11 protein-coding genes and 1 rRNA gene are annotated in these 15,753 nt (G+C 36.9%); 3 read left to right on the forward strand and 9 right to left on the reverse strand.

From position 1 onward, the window contains the following. Nucleotides 1-79: 79 nt before the first annotated feature. Nucleotides 80-4,585: a PAS domain S-box protein gene (locus NMG86_RS09665; protein WP_026797529.1), complete on the forward strand. Its 4,506-nt coding sequence runs from the start codon at nt 80-82 to the stop codon at nt 4,583-4,585. Nucleotides 4,586-5,059: 474 nt separating this feature from the next. Continuing rightward, complete coding sequence (locus NMG86_RS09670) at nt 5,060-5,422, forward strand: response regulator (protein WP_026787141.1); 363 nt, start codon at nt 5,060-5,062, stop codon at nt 5,420-5,422. A gap of 102 nt (nt 5,423-5,524) precedes the next feature. Here NMG86_RS09670 and NMG86_RS09675 read toward each other — a convergent pair whose 3' ends face one another. The 4 genes from NMG86_RS09675 to NMG86_RS09690 all read right to left on the reverse strand — a co-directional run bounded on the left by NMG86_RS09675 (nt 5,525) and on the right by NMG86_RS09690 (nt 10,348). Then, on the reverse strand, nt 5,525-8,680 hold the full coding sequence (locus NMG86_RS09675) for a valine--tRNA ligase (protein WP_026797530.1): 3,156 nt from the start codon (nt 8,678-8,680) through the stop codon (nt 5,525-5,527). A 107-nt stretch (nt 8,681-8,787) separates the two neighbouring features. After that, nucleotides 8,788-9,246 (reverse strand): hypothetical protein, encoded by a 459-nt coding sequence (locus NMG86_RS09680; protein WP_026793698.1) that lies wholly within the window; start codon nt 9,244-9,246, stop codon nt 8,788-8,790. A gap of 4 nt (nt 9,247-9,250) precedes the next feature. Beyond that, complete coding sequence (locus tag NMG86_RS09685) at nt 9,251-9,670, reverse strand: hypothetical protein (RefSeq protein ID WP_026797531.1); 420 nt, start codon at nt 9,668-9,670, stop codon at nt 9,251-9,253. A gap of 18 nt (nt 9,671-9,688) precedes the next feature. Next, nucleotides 9,689-10,348, reverse strand: coding sequence for a nucleotide-binding protein (locus NMG86_RS09690; protein WP_026793700.1), 660 nt, complete (start codon nt 10,346-10,348; stop codon nt 9,689-9,691). A 245-nt stretch (nt 10,349-10,593) separates the two neighbouring features. Between NMG86_RS09690 and rrf the strand changes: the two genes are divergently transcribed. Next, a 5S ribosomal RNA gene (gene rrf / locus NMG86_RS09695) occupies nt 10,594-10,710 on the forward strand. Nucleotides 10,711-10,826: 116 nt separating this feature from the next. On the opposite strand, the gene NMG86_RS09700 is transcribed toward rrf, so the two are convergent. The 5 genes from NMG86_RS09700 to dtd form a co-directional block, all read right to left on the reverse strand. Further along, nucleotides 10,827-11,144 (reverse strand): DUF433 domain-containing protein, encoded by a 318-nt coding sequence (locus tag NMG86_RS09700; RefSeq protein WP_026793701.1) that lies wholly within the window; start codon nt 11,142-11,144, stop codon nt 10,827-10,829. Between the two features lie 81 nt (nt 11,145-11,225). Further along, nucleotides 11,226-12,098, reverse strand: coding sequence for a GIY-YIG nuclease family protein (locus NMG86_RS09705; protein WP_051319598.1), 873 nt, complete (start codon nt 12,096-12,098; stop codon nt 11,226-11,228). A 75-nt stretch (nt 12,099-12,173) separates the two neighbouring features. Then, a complete protein-coding gene (locus NMG86_RS09710) occupies nt 12,174-13,595 on the reverse strand; it encodes an MlaD family protein (RefSeq protein WP_043938733.1) in 1,422 nt (473 codons plus the stop codon). 57 nt (nt 13,596-13,652) lie between these two features. Continuing rightward, on the reverse strand, nt 13,653-15,242 hold the full coding sequence (locus tag NMG86_RS09715; protein WP_026797532.1) for an Hsp70 family protein: 1,590 nt from the start codon (nt 15,240-15,242) through the stop codon (nt 13,653-13,655). A 28-nt stretch (nt 15,243-15,270) separates the two neighbouring features. After that, entirely contained in the window at nt 15,271-15,729 is a 459-nt protein-coding gene (gene dtd, locus NMG86_RS09720; protein ID WP_026797533.1) for a D-aminoacyl-tRNA deacylase, read from the reverse strand. Between the last annotated feature and the right edge of the window lie 24 nt (nt 15,730-15,753).

Here is a 15,753-nt window from a genome sequence, read left to right on the forward strand (position 1 = left end):
CCGTGGGGGGATAGGAGGGGAAGGAACAGGGTGGAGGATGTGTAATTAATTTTGTTTAGGTACTTATAGCGGTGAATTTATGATTTGGTCAGAAAACTTAGAAACTGCGGTGATCCCCGATCCGATAACAGTAACACCCGATACCCCGTTAGATCAGGTGATCGAATTAATTACTCACACCAGAAGCATTTGTTATCCTACCTCACCGGAATTTAACCTCCTAGAAAATGCCAAAACAGAAGGACGGGGAAGTTGTGTAATTATTGTGGATAATAATAGTAATAATAGACCCATTGGTATTGTTACAGAACGAAATATAATTCACTGGATCGCCACAGGAAAAAACACAACCGGGGTTAAGGTCGCAGAGGTAATGAGTCAACCTGTTGTGACGCTTCAATATTTAGAACCGCAGGATATTTTCTCTGTCATCGAGCAGTTTCACCGGAATTCCATTCGTCATATCCCGGTAGTTAATCAAGATAAACTGGTGGGATTAATCACCTATGATACGATTATAAGTTCTATAGAACCAGCAAATTTGTTGCGGTTCAGAAAAGTTTTTGAAGTGATGAATCTCCAGGTGATTTGTGCGACTCCTCAAACTCCTTTATTAAATATAGCACAACTGATGTCAAAGCATCATATTAGTTGTGTAGTGATTGTTGAGGAAACCCCACAACCCATTCCGCTTGGAATCATCACAGAACGAGATTTAGTCCAGTTTAAAACGTTAAAACTCGATTTTAATTATACTCCATCGGCAAAGGTTATGAGTTCACCCCTGTTAACATTGCGTGGTGAAGATACTTTGAATATTGCCTATGAAACAATAGAATCCCATCACATTGGTCGCTTAATTGTGACTGGAAATCAGGGGGAATTAGTGGGACTGGTGACCCGAACTAATATTTTACAAGTGTTACAGCCCTTAGAAGTTTATAATGTTATTGAAGTCTTACATAAACAAGTTAAATACTTACAAGATGAAATAATTGAACTGCTAGAAGACCGTAACCTTAACTTGGAAAAACAAGTCCAAGAAAGCAATGAAAAATTGTATTATCGAGAAAAAGAGTTTCAAGTTATTGTTGAAACCAATCCTGATATTATATTTAGAATTGATTTAGATTATCGGTATCTCTATGTTAATACTGCAATTCAAAAATTTATCCAAGTTCCCCCTCAAGATTTAATCGGTAAATCTTTAGAGGATGTAGGATATGATCAAGAGCTAGTCAATCTTTGGAAAACCGTGTTTCAAAAGGGAATAGAAACAGAGAAAGAGCAACTGATTGAATATCCCTTTCCCACAATGTCAAGTTCAAACTGGTATGAAACTCGACTGGTTCCTGAATATACACCCGATGGCATTTTAATATCTTTTTTGGGAATTTCTAGGGATATTACTCCCCAAAAACAGTTAGAAGAAAAACTGCATCAGCAAGTCAAATTAGAAAAAATATTATATAGACGAACAGAAAAAAAATTACATGATCAAAATCAGAAATTAGAGTTATTGGCTGATATTACCCTCAATATTCGTCAATCTTTGCAACTAGGAGATATTTTGCAAGCCGCCGTGACAGAAATTCGCCAGATTTTAGATTGCGATCGCGTATTAATCTATCGAATTTTCCCCAACGGATCGGGAAAAACAATTACAGAATCAGTTATTTTTCCTGACTTATCAATACTTGATCAATATTTTACCGACGAAACTTTTTCAAGTGAGTGTGAACGCTTTTATGAACAAAGAAAAGTGAAAGTGATTGATAATATCGAAGCAGCTTATCCATCGGACAGACCTGAAAGTTTGTGTATGAGAGCATTAATGCAGCAGTTACAGGTGAAATCAAAATTAATTATTCCGATTTTTCAAAATCAGCAACTTTGGGGATTAATGTTAGCGCATCAATGCTTTGCACCCCATAAATGGACAGAGTTTGAAATTGAGATCATGCAGCAAATTTCCGATCAAGTGGGAATTGCGCTTGCTCAAGCTCAATTATTAATAGATTTACAAGCAAGTCAAGAACAGTTGCAGGATTTATTTGAAAATGCCAGTGATTTAATTCAACTAATTTCCTCTGAAGATGGACATTTTATTTATGTAAATCGAGCTTGGAAAGAAACCTTAAAATATAGCGATGAAGATATTAAAAATTTATCAGTTTTTGATATAATTGATTTTAACCAGACTCCTAAATGGCGTCAAATTTTTGAACAGTTAAAAAATGGAACTATTACCAAACAGAATTTAATTGAAACAAGATTTTTAACAAAAACCGGAGAAATTGTGATTTTAGAAGGCAGTGCTAACTGTCAAATTAAGGATGGTAAACCAACGGTTATTCAATCATTTTTCCACGATGTCACCGCTAAAAAACAGGCAGAAGAACAGCTACAAAAAGCTCTCAAAGAATTAACTTATCATAAATTAGCCCTCGATGAAATGGCAATCGTCGTAATTACAGATGCTAACGGGTTGATCACTTATGTTAATGATAAATTCTGTCAACTCTTTCAATATTCTCCTGAAGAATCTTTAGGCAAAACCCATAATTTAATTAATTCTGGCTATCATCCTCCGAGTTTATTTCAACAACTTTGGTTAACCATTCCTCAAGGCAAAGTTTGGCAGGGAGAAATCAGAAATCAAGCTAAAAATGGAGACTATTATTGGGTAGATAGTACGATTGTTCCCTTTGTCAATCAGGAGGATAAACCGTTCCAATATTTATCAATTATGTTAGATATTACAGAGCGCAAATTAGCAGAAGCCAAACTTTTAGAATTAAATCAGTTTCAACAAGCGATTTTAGATGGGGCAAATTACGCGATTATTTCTACAGATATCAATGGCATTATTCAAGTTTGGAACCGGGAGGCAGAAAATTTACTCGGTTATCAAGCCGAAGAAATTATCGGTAAAAAAACTCCAGCTATCATTCACAATTCTCAAGAAATTATAGAACGTTCCTATAGTTTATCCTTAGAATTAGGAACAGAAATTAAACCCGGATTTGAAGTATTTGTTGCTAAATCTCGTCTCGGACAAAAAGAAGAACGAGAATGGATTTATGTTCATAAAGATGGCACACATTTTCCAGTCTTACTGTCCGTTTCTAGCTTACGAGATCAAACGGGAAATATTAGTGGATTTTTAGGTATTGCTCAAGATTTAAGAGAACGCAAACGCACAGAAACTGAAATCAAAGTCGCTCAAGAACGGTTTCAGTTAGCCATTCAAGCCGCCCAAGATGGATTTTGGGATTGGGATTTTGTCACAGGTAATCTTTATTTATCACCTCGTTGGAAAGAGATGATAGGCTATAATAATGACGAATTACCGAATCAATTATCCTCCTGGGATCAAGTCATTTTTGCCGAGGATAAAATTGCCGCTACAAAATTAATTGAAGACTATAACCAAGGTCGAATTGATCGGTTTGAAGCTGTTCAACGTTTTCATCATAAAAATGGCTCCACCATCTATACTTTATGCCGAGCAGTTCATCTTAAAGATAACCTGGGAAATGTCATCCGCATGGTGGGAGCCCATACGGATATTACAGAACCTCAAAAAGCTCAAGAAGTCTTAAAACAACAGTTAGCTGCCATTGAAGCTGCCATTGATGGCATTGCTATTTTAAAGGATGGACAATACATTTATTTGAATCAAGCTCATGTTGAACTCTTTGGTTATACTCATCCTGAAGAATTACTCGGAAAAGGTTGGACGGCACTGTATAAACCCGAACAACTAGACTATTTTCAACAGCATACTTTTCCGATTTTATCCGAACAACGTCATTGGCAAGGAGAAGCCACTGCTCAACGCAAAGATGGCAGTATTTTTATAGAAGAAGTCTCACTAACTTTAACCGATGATGATTTATTAATTTGTGTCTGTCGAGATGTCACGGAGCGCTTAAAAGCGGAAGAAAAAATTAAAGCTTCACTCCTAGAAAAAGAAGTTTTATTGCGAGAAATTCACCATCGAGTTAAAAATAATCTCTATGTAATTTCTAATTTATTAGATTTACAAGCAGATACCTTGGAACAGGAGGAACAACGCAATTTATTTGCCGAAAGTCAAAATCGAATTCAAACAATGGCACTAATTCACGAACAGCTTTATCAATCAAATGATTTATCACAGGTGAATTTTGCCAATTATATTCAAAATCTTGTGGAAAAATTATCGTTATCCTATCAAACAAAACACTGTCAGGTTGAAATCATTCTCGATGTTCAACCCGTCACATTAAGTTTAGAAAGTGCGATTCCCTGTGGACTTTTAATTAATGAGTTAGTCACAAATTCTTTTAAATATGCTTTTCCAAATTCTCAATATGGAGCCATTAAAATCGAGTTAAAACTTGAGCAAAAAGAACAGATTTTTCTGAAAATCAGTGATAATGGTATAGGGATTCCCAATGACTTTGATTGGGAAGATACTCCATCCTTGGGATTAAGATTAGTTAGTATTTTAGCAGATCAATTAGAGGCATCCCTTGAAGTTGATTGTAGCAATGGTACAAGTTTTACTCTCATTTTTCAAGAACAAAGCTATAATTAATTTATGAATATGTGATTCGTTTAACCCAGTTGACAAGACTGGTGATAAATGATTACATTTATAGATAAGATACAGTGTATCAAGTCCTATCCCTCAATTGCATCAGGTGAAAGCATAACCCCCAGTTTGTATGGGTAGCAACCAACAGGCTAAAGCAGGGTTAAAAGATAGAAATACTGGTAGCCAAATCTGGTAACTATAGAGCAAGGAGAAAGCAAAGATGCGCTGAACCATCGTTAATTAAAATGGCGAAAAGGCTAAATCAGAAATAAAACTTGTTGGAAAATACAGTAAAAATCTGATTAACACCAACCTATAGCAGGGAACAGGGAACGCTCCTATCGACTCTAACATATACCATAGTCGTCAAAACTATGAGGACATAAACTGATTTTGAAACCTAGACCGTGAACTCTTTTTTTTCTGTTTCGGTGTTCCCAGCCATAATTTTAATAATCAGAGGGTTTTAACCAAATGACGGCTACTATTCTAATTGTAGAAGATGAGTTAATTGCCGCTGAAAGTATCGCCAGAAGTTTGAGAAAACAAGGGTATACAGTTATTTCTCGGATTAATTCTGGAGAAAAAGCCTTAGAACAGGTGGCGAAAAATCTCCCGGATTTAATTTTAATGGATATTCATTTACGCGGGGAATTAGACGGTATTGAAACGGCTAAACGCATTCGAGAACATCATCAAATTCCGATTATTTATATTACGGCTTATTCTGATAGTTCAACGATTGAACGCAGCCAAGAAACTAATCATTCTGGATATTTAATTAAACCGTTTAAATCCCAAGAGGTGATTGACGCTGTTGAAAAAGCCTTGTTATAGCAGGGAACAGCGAACAGCCCCCGCCCGTGCACGGGGGGCTTGGGGGGGAGGAAACAGCCCTCGATTCCCCCTTTTCTAAGGGGGGTTAGGGGGGTCAAAAAGTTAGTTAAATTGACTTAACCTTTCTTGGAGAATCTCCGCTTGTTTTTCCGCTTCAGCTAAACTATTGCGGGTATTTTCTACAACTTCCGGTTCGGCACGGTTAACAAAATTAGAGTTATTCAAATTACGTTGTAACCCTTGAATTTCTTTTTCAACTTTTGCTAATTTTTTCTGTAATTTCGTTTGAAATGCAGCTAAATCAACCACCCCGGCTAAAGGCATTAATACCTGTACAGTTCCCACGACTCCCGCAATACTTTGTCCTTCATTTCCAGTTAACTTTTCTGTAATAGTTAACGCTTCAACTTTTCCTAACTCTTGAATATAGGTTTGTCCTTGTTTCAAAATTTTTTGTTCCTTGGTGCTTTCGCTTTGCAGAATAGCGTTAACCTTAACCTTGGGTTTAATATCCGCCTCCGCGCGTAAATTTCGGACGGTACGAATAGCGCCAATAATTAACTCAAAATCCGCCTCCAATTTCGGATCAATAATGCTGATAATTTCACTGGATGGCTCTTGACAAACTGCGGAATAAATGTTAGGCATTTCTAGGTTTTTATCTGCTTCTGCACTACCGATAAATTCCGTTTTCAACTCTTGTAAAATCTTCCCAAGTTCCTCCCGTTGGGACGCTTTCACCAAATAACGATAAACAAACCAACCGGAATATCCCATCCCAATTAATTCAAAAATTGTAGGTAATAAGGGTAACTCATTAATCGCATTTAACGCCGCAACAAAACATTTAATTGTTAAAAAAGCAACAAAGAATAGCCCCGTCAGAATTAGCGGTTTTTGATATTGTTTAAAAAACCCTCCTAAAACTTCCGGTAATTCAAATAAAATTCTGATTGATTGACCTACAATTGAATCAGGATCATTAACAAACTTTCCTAACCGTTGAACTTCCAGAATCTCATCTTCTACCACCACCGGATAGGGTTGCAACGCTAAACAAGATTCTTCTCCCGTTTGCGTTAAACTATGCCAAATTTCTTCGGTAATATGGGGCATAAACGGGTGGAGAAGTTTTAAAATCCCTTCTAAAACATAAGCTAAAGTTTGTTGGGAAACCTGACGAGAGGCGTTATTTTCTCCTTGTAAACGGGGTTTAGCTAATTCAATATACCAATCACAAAAATCTCCCCAAATAAACTCATAAATCCCTTTAGCCGCTTCACCAATACCGTAATTATCCATATCCTCACGGGTTTGTTTTACGGTTTGGTTAAAGCGAGATAAAATCCATTTATCACTCAGTTCTAACTGATTAATATTGGGTTCTCCTAACTGTTTCGGAGATTTTCCGTCTAAATTCATCATCACAAACCGAGAAGCATTCCAGAGTTTATTAGCAAAATTTCGAGACGCTTCCACAGATGCAGATTCGTCGGTTTCTCGATTATATTCTAAGCGAATATCCTGCCCCGCCCCGATAACTTCTTTCATTAAGGTAAACCGTACCGCATCGGTTCCGTATTTATCAATCAGCAATAACGGATCAATACCGTTTCCGGCGGATTTTGACATTTTCTTGCCATTTTCATCCCGAATTAACCCATGAATATAAACGGTTTTGAAAGGCATTTTATCGGTAAAATATGCTCCCATCATCGTCATCCGGGCAACCCAGAAAAAGATAATATCAAAACCTGTTGATAGGGTACTGGTAGGATAATATTTGCTTAAATCTAAGGTTTGTTCCGGCCATCCTAAAGTAGAAAACGGCCATAAACCGGAAGAAAACCAAGTATCCAAAACATCGGGATCTTGTTCTAAAACAACAGTTTCTCCGAATTTGGCGATCGCTTTTTCCTGGGCTTCTGCTTCATTTCTGCCAACAACAAACGGTGTATTATCGGTAATTTTACCGCCAGTTTCACTAATAGCATACCAAGCCGGAATTTGATGCCCCCACCACAATTGTCGAGAAATACACCAATCATCTAATTTAACTAACCAATCTCGATAAACCTTCGTCCAACGGTCAGGAACAAAGACGGGAGCATCCTGTTGATCTAAACAATTTAACGCCTTATCAGCAAGGGGACGAATCTTAACAAACCATTGAGTTGATAATAGCGGTTCTACCGGAACCTTACCACGTTCGCTATAGGGAACCGTATGTTTATAGTCTTCAATTTTAACTAAAAATCCCTTATCTTTGAGGAATTGAATTAGATTTTTTCGGGCGACAAATCTATCTTGTCCGGCAAATAGCCCCGCGTTTTCATTTAACGAACCATCCTGATTCATAATATTAATCATCGGCAGTTGATGCCGTTGACCCATTTGAAAATCATTCGGATCATGGGCAGGAGTTACTTTAACACAACCAGTGCCAAAATTCGGATCAACAAAATCATCGCCAATAATCGGAATTTCCCGTTTAATAATAGGTAAAATTACTGTTTTCCCAATTAAATCTTTATAGCGAATATCCTTGGGATTCACCGCCACCGCCGTATCCCCCAACATCGTTTCCGGTCGGGTGGTTGCTACTTCTACATAACCACTACCATCGGTTAAAGGATAGCGAAAATGCCATAAATTCCCATCAACTTCTTTATTTTCTACTTCTAAATCCGATACCGCCGATTGACTGGCTGGACACCAATTAACTAAATATTTTCCCCGATAAATTAACCCATCTTCATATAATCTAATAAAGGCTTCTAATACCGCTTTTGATAACCCTTCATCCAGGGTAAATCGTTCCCGTGTCCAATCACAAGAAACCCCCAAACGGCGTAACTGATTAACAATTGTTCCGCCGGATTCTTCCTTCCATTCCCAAGCTCGTTGTAAAAATTTTTCTCGCCCTAAATCGTCGCGAGTTTTCCCTTCTGCTTTCAGTTGTCGCTCTAAAATTGTTTGGACTGCAATACTGGCGTGATCCATCCCCGGCAAATACAAAGCGTTATAACCCTTCATCCGATGATAGCGAATCAGAGCATCAATTAGGGAGTTATTAACAGCATGACCGATATGGAGATTTCCCGTCACGTTAGGGGGGGGAATCATAATACAATAGGGTTCCCCGGGTTGGTTGGGGTCAGCTTTAAACACCTGATGAGCTTCCCAATACTGTTGCCATTTGGCCTCGGTACTAAAGGGTTCGTATTTTGTGGCTTGGGTTGGAGTGGTTGCAGTCATGGGTTTGGACAAGATGGGCAATTTTAGACAATCTTTTCTATTTTGCCATATTTGGGCTTATCGTTGTACTCTAGGATCTTTCAATTCTTGGATAATCTTTTTTTTAGTTATTTTATCGTTTTCCAATCTATTAATCCCAAATCACGCAATGGAGGTAATTCTTCTACAGCTTCTTCAAACGCAGGAGTTTCTTGAAAAATATCATCAAGTGTTAATAAATGAATTTTATAGTTATCAATGTACCGATGACCATATAATCTTTTGATAAAAGTATCTTTATAACCACTTCCTGCTAACATTACACTTAGATCGACACGGTGGTAGTCAATATCTGAGTAATACATACGGGCATCATCTTTATCTAATAGTTTAGACCTTAATTTGCATTGAAAATGGATTTTGCGGTTTTGATCCCAACCAAATCCATCAATTCCATCATCTGGCCCCGCTACACCAGGAGTTAGCCCCAGACGCGCAGCAAATCTACGACCTAATTCTTGTTTTTTAGAATTATTAGCCGATAGTATAACCTGGATAATTTCATGAATTATTAAAGGATCATCCATAGTATTAATTAACTTGATTGTTAAGGGAATAGAATGTGTTGTAAAGTAATTTAATTCCCACAATAGCACACTCACTAAATTGATCTTTCATTCCACAACTTTCAAGCACACTTAAAGTTTCAACACTTAGCATTACTTCCGTTTCCTGTGAACCTAATTCCTTTGGATACTCTTGTAAATCCTTTAGTTTTTTGTCTTGTTCTTTTATATATAATAGAGTCCCTCTGATTGCACAGTTAATCAAGGATTGAAATGATAAACCCAATCCTTGAGAAAGAATTTGAACCATTCTTTCTTGATCTTTAGTGAATTTAACTATGCTTATGTTTTTAGGAGAAGTATCTTTACTTTGCTGAGTAACTGTCTTAATTTCTTGTTCTAGCAAAGGGTCGTCAATAATATTTTTTTTATCGTTAATAGTCATTTTTAATCCTCCAACTTTCTATAGGTTAATTAGTGAACAAAAATTTTCATAGAGATCCTCACAATTTTCATAAGTCCAAATATATTTTTTGTCCTCATATAAAGCCTCTTGCATTTCATCTTGCAAATATCTGATTTCTTGAGAAATTTCGCATTGATGGGGAACTATAGAAATAGTTTCCAATTTATTGTTGATGATATCTTTGGATACCCCCAAAGGGACAATAGTAACTTGAACTTTATCAGGAAGCCCTGTATTGGATTCTAGCTTAGATACCATACCAAGAATTCTATCAAGATTACCTAAAGCTTTACTTTTTTGGGACGCATTAATAGGGATTAAAATTTTATCTGGATTGTCATTCACAATAACCTTGACAGTATCTTCTCTGGCTCCTTTTGCATCAATAACGATATGATCGTATTGGGTTGGATCAACAATATTTAAAAGATTCTCTCGTTTAGGATTGTAAATTAATGATAAATTATCCTCCAAGAATACCTCCAATTCTTTCTTCGGCTTGCTTGGAGCAAAAAACTCCCAAGCTTGGTGTTGGTCATCACAGTCTAGGAGTAGAGTCCGAGCCCAGGGAAACTTTGATATAAGAACACCTGTTATATGTACAGCAAGAGTAGTCTTACCTACCCCGCCGTTATTATGAGTGCATAGAATGATCAATATTACTCTCCTTTGGTTAGATGTTTTCAACTATAGCATAACCTCCCTTGATATTGTAGCAGTACGACTGCCCTGAACCCTATCCTGCTTATTTCTCAGTCGTTTTCTGCCTCTCCCCAAAAAAAAATTGAAAAAGGGGTTGACATTCCCAGAAAAAGGGAGTAGATTAGTAAATTGTGAGAGGCAAGCAAGCAAAACACAAACGGCTGCAAACCTCAAACCCAGGTAAAAGTTTATAGAGCTTTCCTGGTGCCTATGGCTCAGTGGAACCACTCCGATCCATCTCGAACTCGGAAGTGAAACGCTGACACGGCGAAGATACTTGGAGGGTAGCCTCCTGGGAAAATAGCTCGGTGCCAGGTTAATAATCAAAAACCCCCTTCTAGTGGTAAATCGGAAGGAGGTTTTTGTATGAATGGGTTTTTATTAATTTTGTACTTGGTTAATATAAGATAAACTACAAAGGTAAATATTGAACTCATTTTAATAGCCCTTGAGCGCGTAATCTAGCAGCAAAAGGAGATTCACCAGCTTCAATTTCTGCCTGTTTAATATAGTCTTCTCGTCGCTTTATTTCTGTGTCGAGTTCTGCTTTATGATCCCAATAATAAGCTAAGGCAGAAAGAATTTGGCTCATGGTTAAATAACGATGATTAAGGTGTAATTCTGCTGGACTCCAACTATAAGCAATTTGAGCTTCAACTAATTCAACGACTTTCATTATAGTTCCCGCTATGATAGGAACATTATCCTGATTTAGCTCTACATATTTATACTCGGTTTTTGTAAGTGTCATATTTCCTGCTTTGTTGATTGGCTTTTAAATAGAATGTCTATTTTCTAGTATACCTCGCCAAATCTATTTAATTAATCGTTATTATATCGAAATCTCCGGTAGTAGATCTAGAACAGATTTTAGATCTGCTGCTCGATAGTGAAGATAATCCTCCCTTCTAGTTCTGAAAGATGAATCAGTATTCATGATTGAAGGAAGAATACTTGTATCTGTCAAAGCTAAAACAGTTTGTTTAGCAATCTGTATATAATGAAGGCTTGATCTATTTCCCGCCAACTTATGTATTAAAGTCGGGTAACACACAAATTCATAAACGATATTTTCTAGCATAAAGACAAGAATAAATGCAGGTTTGAGGTTAGGGTCAGCACTTCCACATTCGCTTTCGTAGACCTTCCAATATCCCTCAAGACTTTTTCCTTTTCTGCTTTGTGATTTTTGACATGAGTTGATGATAGGCCTGTCATGATCGTTGATACTAACGACTATCACAACGCAGTTATATTCTTTTAAAGATCCATCTTCATCTTCATCTATTTCTGTATAGTATCCCAGCACTACAGACCGCACATCAGGGAATAGGGTAGTCTTCTTATTGATAACTTTGAGAAGGCGACTGATTTCTTGATTGGGTTGTATGGGTTTTCTTGCGTATGTTTTAACCCGACTGTAGTTAAGGTGTGGTTTGAACAAATCAATATATAGCTGCTCTTTTTCATTAAGTTGTTCGGTGGTAAATAATTGCCAGTAAATTCTATATAACCTTTGATTGTTTGTGCGACTTAATTGTGGATACCTGTGGTGTCCTCTCCCATTCCAACGAGCATTAATATTGATAGATCGCCCTACATACCACACTTCTTGTTCTGCATCGACAACCACATAGATCCCTGGTTGCGGGGGTAATTGTTCACGTTGTTTAAGGGGAAGACTAGACCATGATTTCCATTCCATATAAGTATAATTTCCTAAGTTGATCTATTAATTGATGACTTTTCTGTTATAAGTAAAGGTAGTGGTAATTTTTCCCTATTCCTGATTAAATTGGGGTGGAAAAATAAATTTTTGAGTTTGATCAATAGAATAATCTGTAGCAGAATTCATCAGTTGATTTACCCTTTCATTCGCTTCAAAACCAGGCTGTTTTAGGGTTGAAGATTGATTAATAGTTGAGAGTGTAACCTGAGTTTTTTTAACCGCTTCTGCTAGAGGTTCTAATTTTTCCGACATTGATTTTTGTCGTTCTAAACGTTGAGTTGAGTTAAATAATTTCCCCAAACCATTAATTAAGTTTTTCAGGTTATTTTGTAATTGTTCATCCCCGGTTAATTGGTTCACATCTTCACTAATTTTTTGCAAGGTTTGTAGGGTATCTCGAGTGGAATTTAAAGTTTCTTGAATTAGGATTAAATTTTCAGGATCACTGACTCCCTTTGATAAATCTCTGAGGTTAGCTGATGTGGCTTCTGCATTAGCTGAGGCGGCTTCCAAATTTTTAATAATATTAGCCTGTTCTAATTGAGTCATGATCGGGGTTAGACTTCCGACTAAAACACTGAGTTCTTTTGTGGTTTGATTAATATTTTCTAAAGTAGAAACTAAACTAGATCGATTATTCGCTAATAATCCATTAAATTGATTAGTAAGAGCGCTAACTTGATTAGCCGCCTGACTGATAGAATTGGCGGAATTAACAGTGGCTTGAGTGACTTCTTTTGTATCTCTTTGAACACCCGTTGAAAGATTAGTCATTTCTGAAGTCAAAGCATTAACTCCTTGACTCACCGATTGATTTAACCCGCCAATTCCAGTCCCTACAGACGCATTAAGTTGTTCAATTTCTGACTGGGTAACAGACAAAAACTCTGATATTTTCCCACTTAAATTTATAGCTTCTTGGGCGGCACTAGAACTGTTTTTGGCTGCGGAATTTAAGTTAGCAAATAACTCTGGATTTCCATAGATTTCTGCAAATTGATATAAACTGCCAATTAGTTTCATAATATCAATTCCTAGCTCTCCAGGAATGCGAGTATTATTACAAAGAATAGTTTCAGGACAATCGGGACTAAGAGGATCTGCATCTGCGAAGTTTTGAGAAAATTTTTCCTTGGGAATAATATCAATATATCCTTCATTTAATAAACCAATTTGGTTAGATTGAATGATCACATTGCGAGGAATAATAAAACTACTCGGTGTAATTTCTAAAATGGCATCAACAGCATTTAAGGATGCTTTAAGTTGAACCAATCGACCCACTTTAACCCCTCGATATCTGACAACTGTTCCGATTTGTAATGCAGACGCATCAGAAAATTCTGCAATAATTGTGTAACTACGACTTCCTAAACTAATATTTTTCAGCCATAAAACTACGGCTCCGAGTAAACCCAATCCCAACAAAATTAATAAACCCACAGAACCTTCCCGAATAGCTCGCGATCGCATAGTTTTCTCTCTCACAATTAGGGTAAACTTTTAACATCATAAATCTGGTATTTCCCTCTAACTTAACTGGACAACAATTTGATTTTCTAAAAGCAGTTTATCGGTTAACAAGTCTTCAACCGTAATTCTTAAAAATCGTTTTTCATCTACTTGAAATAAGACTTTAATCCGATCACTTGCTGGGTTTCCTAGAGGGGCTAATTGAGCAATGGTGCGACCGCCTGGGGTATCATTTAAAGATTGAACAATTTGGCTTTGATCTAAACGACGAGTGACCAAGCGATCGCCATCAAAATAAACCTCTGTTCCTCCGGTTTCATCCCCCAATTCTCCTAAAATCAATTCAATACTGGGTTGATTTTCCAAAGATGCACCCAACATTAATTCTATGGGTGTCGTCATCGGATAGGGTTGACCTGATCTTATAATTGAATGCCAACTATGGCAATTATCCCGACGATTCCAATAGCGAATACCATAACTATGATATAAAAAATCTTCTATTTTTATCCCTTGATTCAGTTGTAAAGCACCATGGGAAATCGCCTCAAAAGGTTTTTCACAGCGAATTTTATCGCTATCAAAATATTGCTGAATCCAAGTTTGTACCGATGGAATTTGAGCACTTCCTCCCACTAATAAAACAGCATTGATATCAGAAACTTCAATTCCTTGACGGCGAGCTTGTTGGAAAACTTTACCAATAGAATCATCTAAGGTTTCAAAAAAACTAGCATTAGTAAGAATAGTTTCAAACTGATTCCGCGTTAAGGTTAATTCATAACTATCTAAGGTTTGGTCATCAAAATAAACTTCTGTCGCTTGAGTTTGTAAAGATAATTGAATTTTTAAACGTTCAGCTAAACGAGTAGTTAGGCTATTTTTGGGTAAACCTTGGGTTTTAGTAAAGTAATCTAATAACCAATTATCAATATCAGAACCCCCTAAATTTTGCCCTGCTTTAGCTAAAACTCTAGCAGTTTGTACCCGTTGTCCTGATGATTCTGTAAAGGATTTTTGCCCCCATTTTAAAATAAAACCTAACGGTTTTTTATTGCTATTTGCTTCTAAACGAACTAGGGAGAGATCTAACGTTCCTCCACCTAAATCAATTACCAGTAAAAGCTCTTGATCTGCTAATCCATAACCTAAAGCAGCCGCCGTGGGTTCATCTAACAGTTTTACCTGTTCTACATCAAGAGATTCAGATACTTTTCCAAGCCAATAACGATAGGATTCAAAGCTGTCAACTGGAACGGTAAATACCAAAGAATCAACCTCCATAGGTATTTGACGAATAGCATTCACAATTCCTCTTAAAAACAATTCTCCCACTCGTTCAAAGCTAATAATTTGACCATCAATTTCGGGTAAAAATCCCTGAATATTACTCCCAATTCCCCGTTTAAAATTCTTGAAAAAACGAGGATCATTACTAATATCATATCCTCCATCCCGCACTTGTTGACCCAATAAAATATCCGGTTGACTCGCATCTTTTAAATAAACTAAACTCGGAATCAGGGGCGGATTTTGACTGGAAATTTGGGATAAATTAGGTAATTTTAATGTTTCAGGTTTTTGTGTCGCCGAATTCCAACGGGAAATAACAGTATTACTGGTTCCAAAATCAATCGAAATAGTCATTTTTCTAAATATTTTATAATAGAAATAATTAAGAGTTTGCTTCTTTTTCTAAGATTAACGTAACCGGGCCATCATTTTCGATTGAAACTTCCATCATGGCGCCAAATTGACCTGTTTCTACTTTTAAACCACTCAAACGCAATTGTTCAACAAACTGTTGATAAAGCTTTTCAGCCGTTGCTGGAGGTGCTGAACGATCAAAGGACGGACGCCGACCCTTGCGACAGTCCCCATAGAGAGTAAATTGACTTACCACTAATAATTCACCTTGAATTTCTTGAATGGATTTTTCCCATTTTCCAGTGTTGGTTTGGGGATCGGAAAATAATCTTAATTCTAAGCATTTTCGCACCATCCAATTAATTTCTATTTCGGTATCTGTTTGAGCAATTCCTACTAATAGGTTGAGTCCTCTCCCAATTTGACCGATGATTTCACCTCCGACGGTAACTTGAGACGCATTAACTCGTTGAACAATTACCCGCATATCAGTAATCAGTAATCAGTTATT

Origin of the sequence: Planktothrix rubescens CCAP 1459/22, assembly GCA_904830895.1 — a bacterium.
Taxonomy (GTDB): Bacteria; Cyanobacteriota; Cyanobacteriia; order Cyanobacteriales; family Microcoleaceae; genus Planktothrix; species Planktothrix agardhii.

Excerpts from the sequence above, each read along its gene's own strand:
- NMG86_RS09665 (WP_026797529.1), top strand. The coding sequence starts at position 80 with ATGATTTGGTCAGAAAACTTAGAAACTGCGGTGATCCCCGATCCGATA.
- NMG86_RS09670 (WP_026787141.1), top strand. The coding sequence starts at position 5,060 with ATGACGGCTACTATTCTAATTGTAGAAGATGAGTTAATTGCCGCTGAA.
- NMG86_RS09675 (WP_026797530.1), bottom strand. The coding sequence starts at position 8,680 with ATGACTGCAACCACTCCAACCCAAGCCACAAAATACGAACCCTTTAGT.
- NMG86_RS09680 (WP_026793698.1), bottom strand. The coding sequence starts at position 9,246 with ATGGATGATCCTTTAATAATTCATGAAATTATCCAGGTTATACTATCG.
- NMG86_RS09685 (WP_026797531.1), bottom strand. The coding sequence starts at position 9,670 with ATGACTATTAACGATAAAAAAAATATTATTGACGACCCTTTGCTAGAA.
- NMG86_RS09700 (WP_026793701.1), bottom strand. The coding sequence starts at position 11,144 with ATGACACTTACAAAAACCGAGTATAAATATGTAGAGCTAAATCAGGAT.
- NMG86_RS09705 (WP_051319598.1), bottom strand. The coding sequence starts at position 12,098 with ATGGAATGGAAATCATGGTCTAGTCTTCCCCTTAAACAACGTGAACAA.
- NMG86_RS09710 (WP_043938733.1), bottom strand. The coding sequence starts at position 13,595 with ATGCGATCGCGAGCTATTCGGGAAGGTTCTGTGGGTTTATTAATTTTG.
- NMG86_RS09715 (WP_026797532.1), bottom strand. The coding sequence starts at position 15,242 with ATGACTATTTCGATTGATTTTGGAACCAGTAATACTGTTATTTCCCGT.
- dtd (WP_026797533.1), bottom strand. The coding sequence starts at position 15,729 with ATGCGGGTAATTGTTCAACGAGTTAATGCGTCTCAAGTTACCGTCGGA.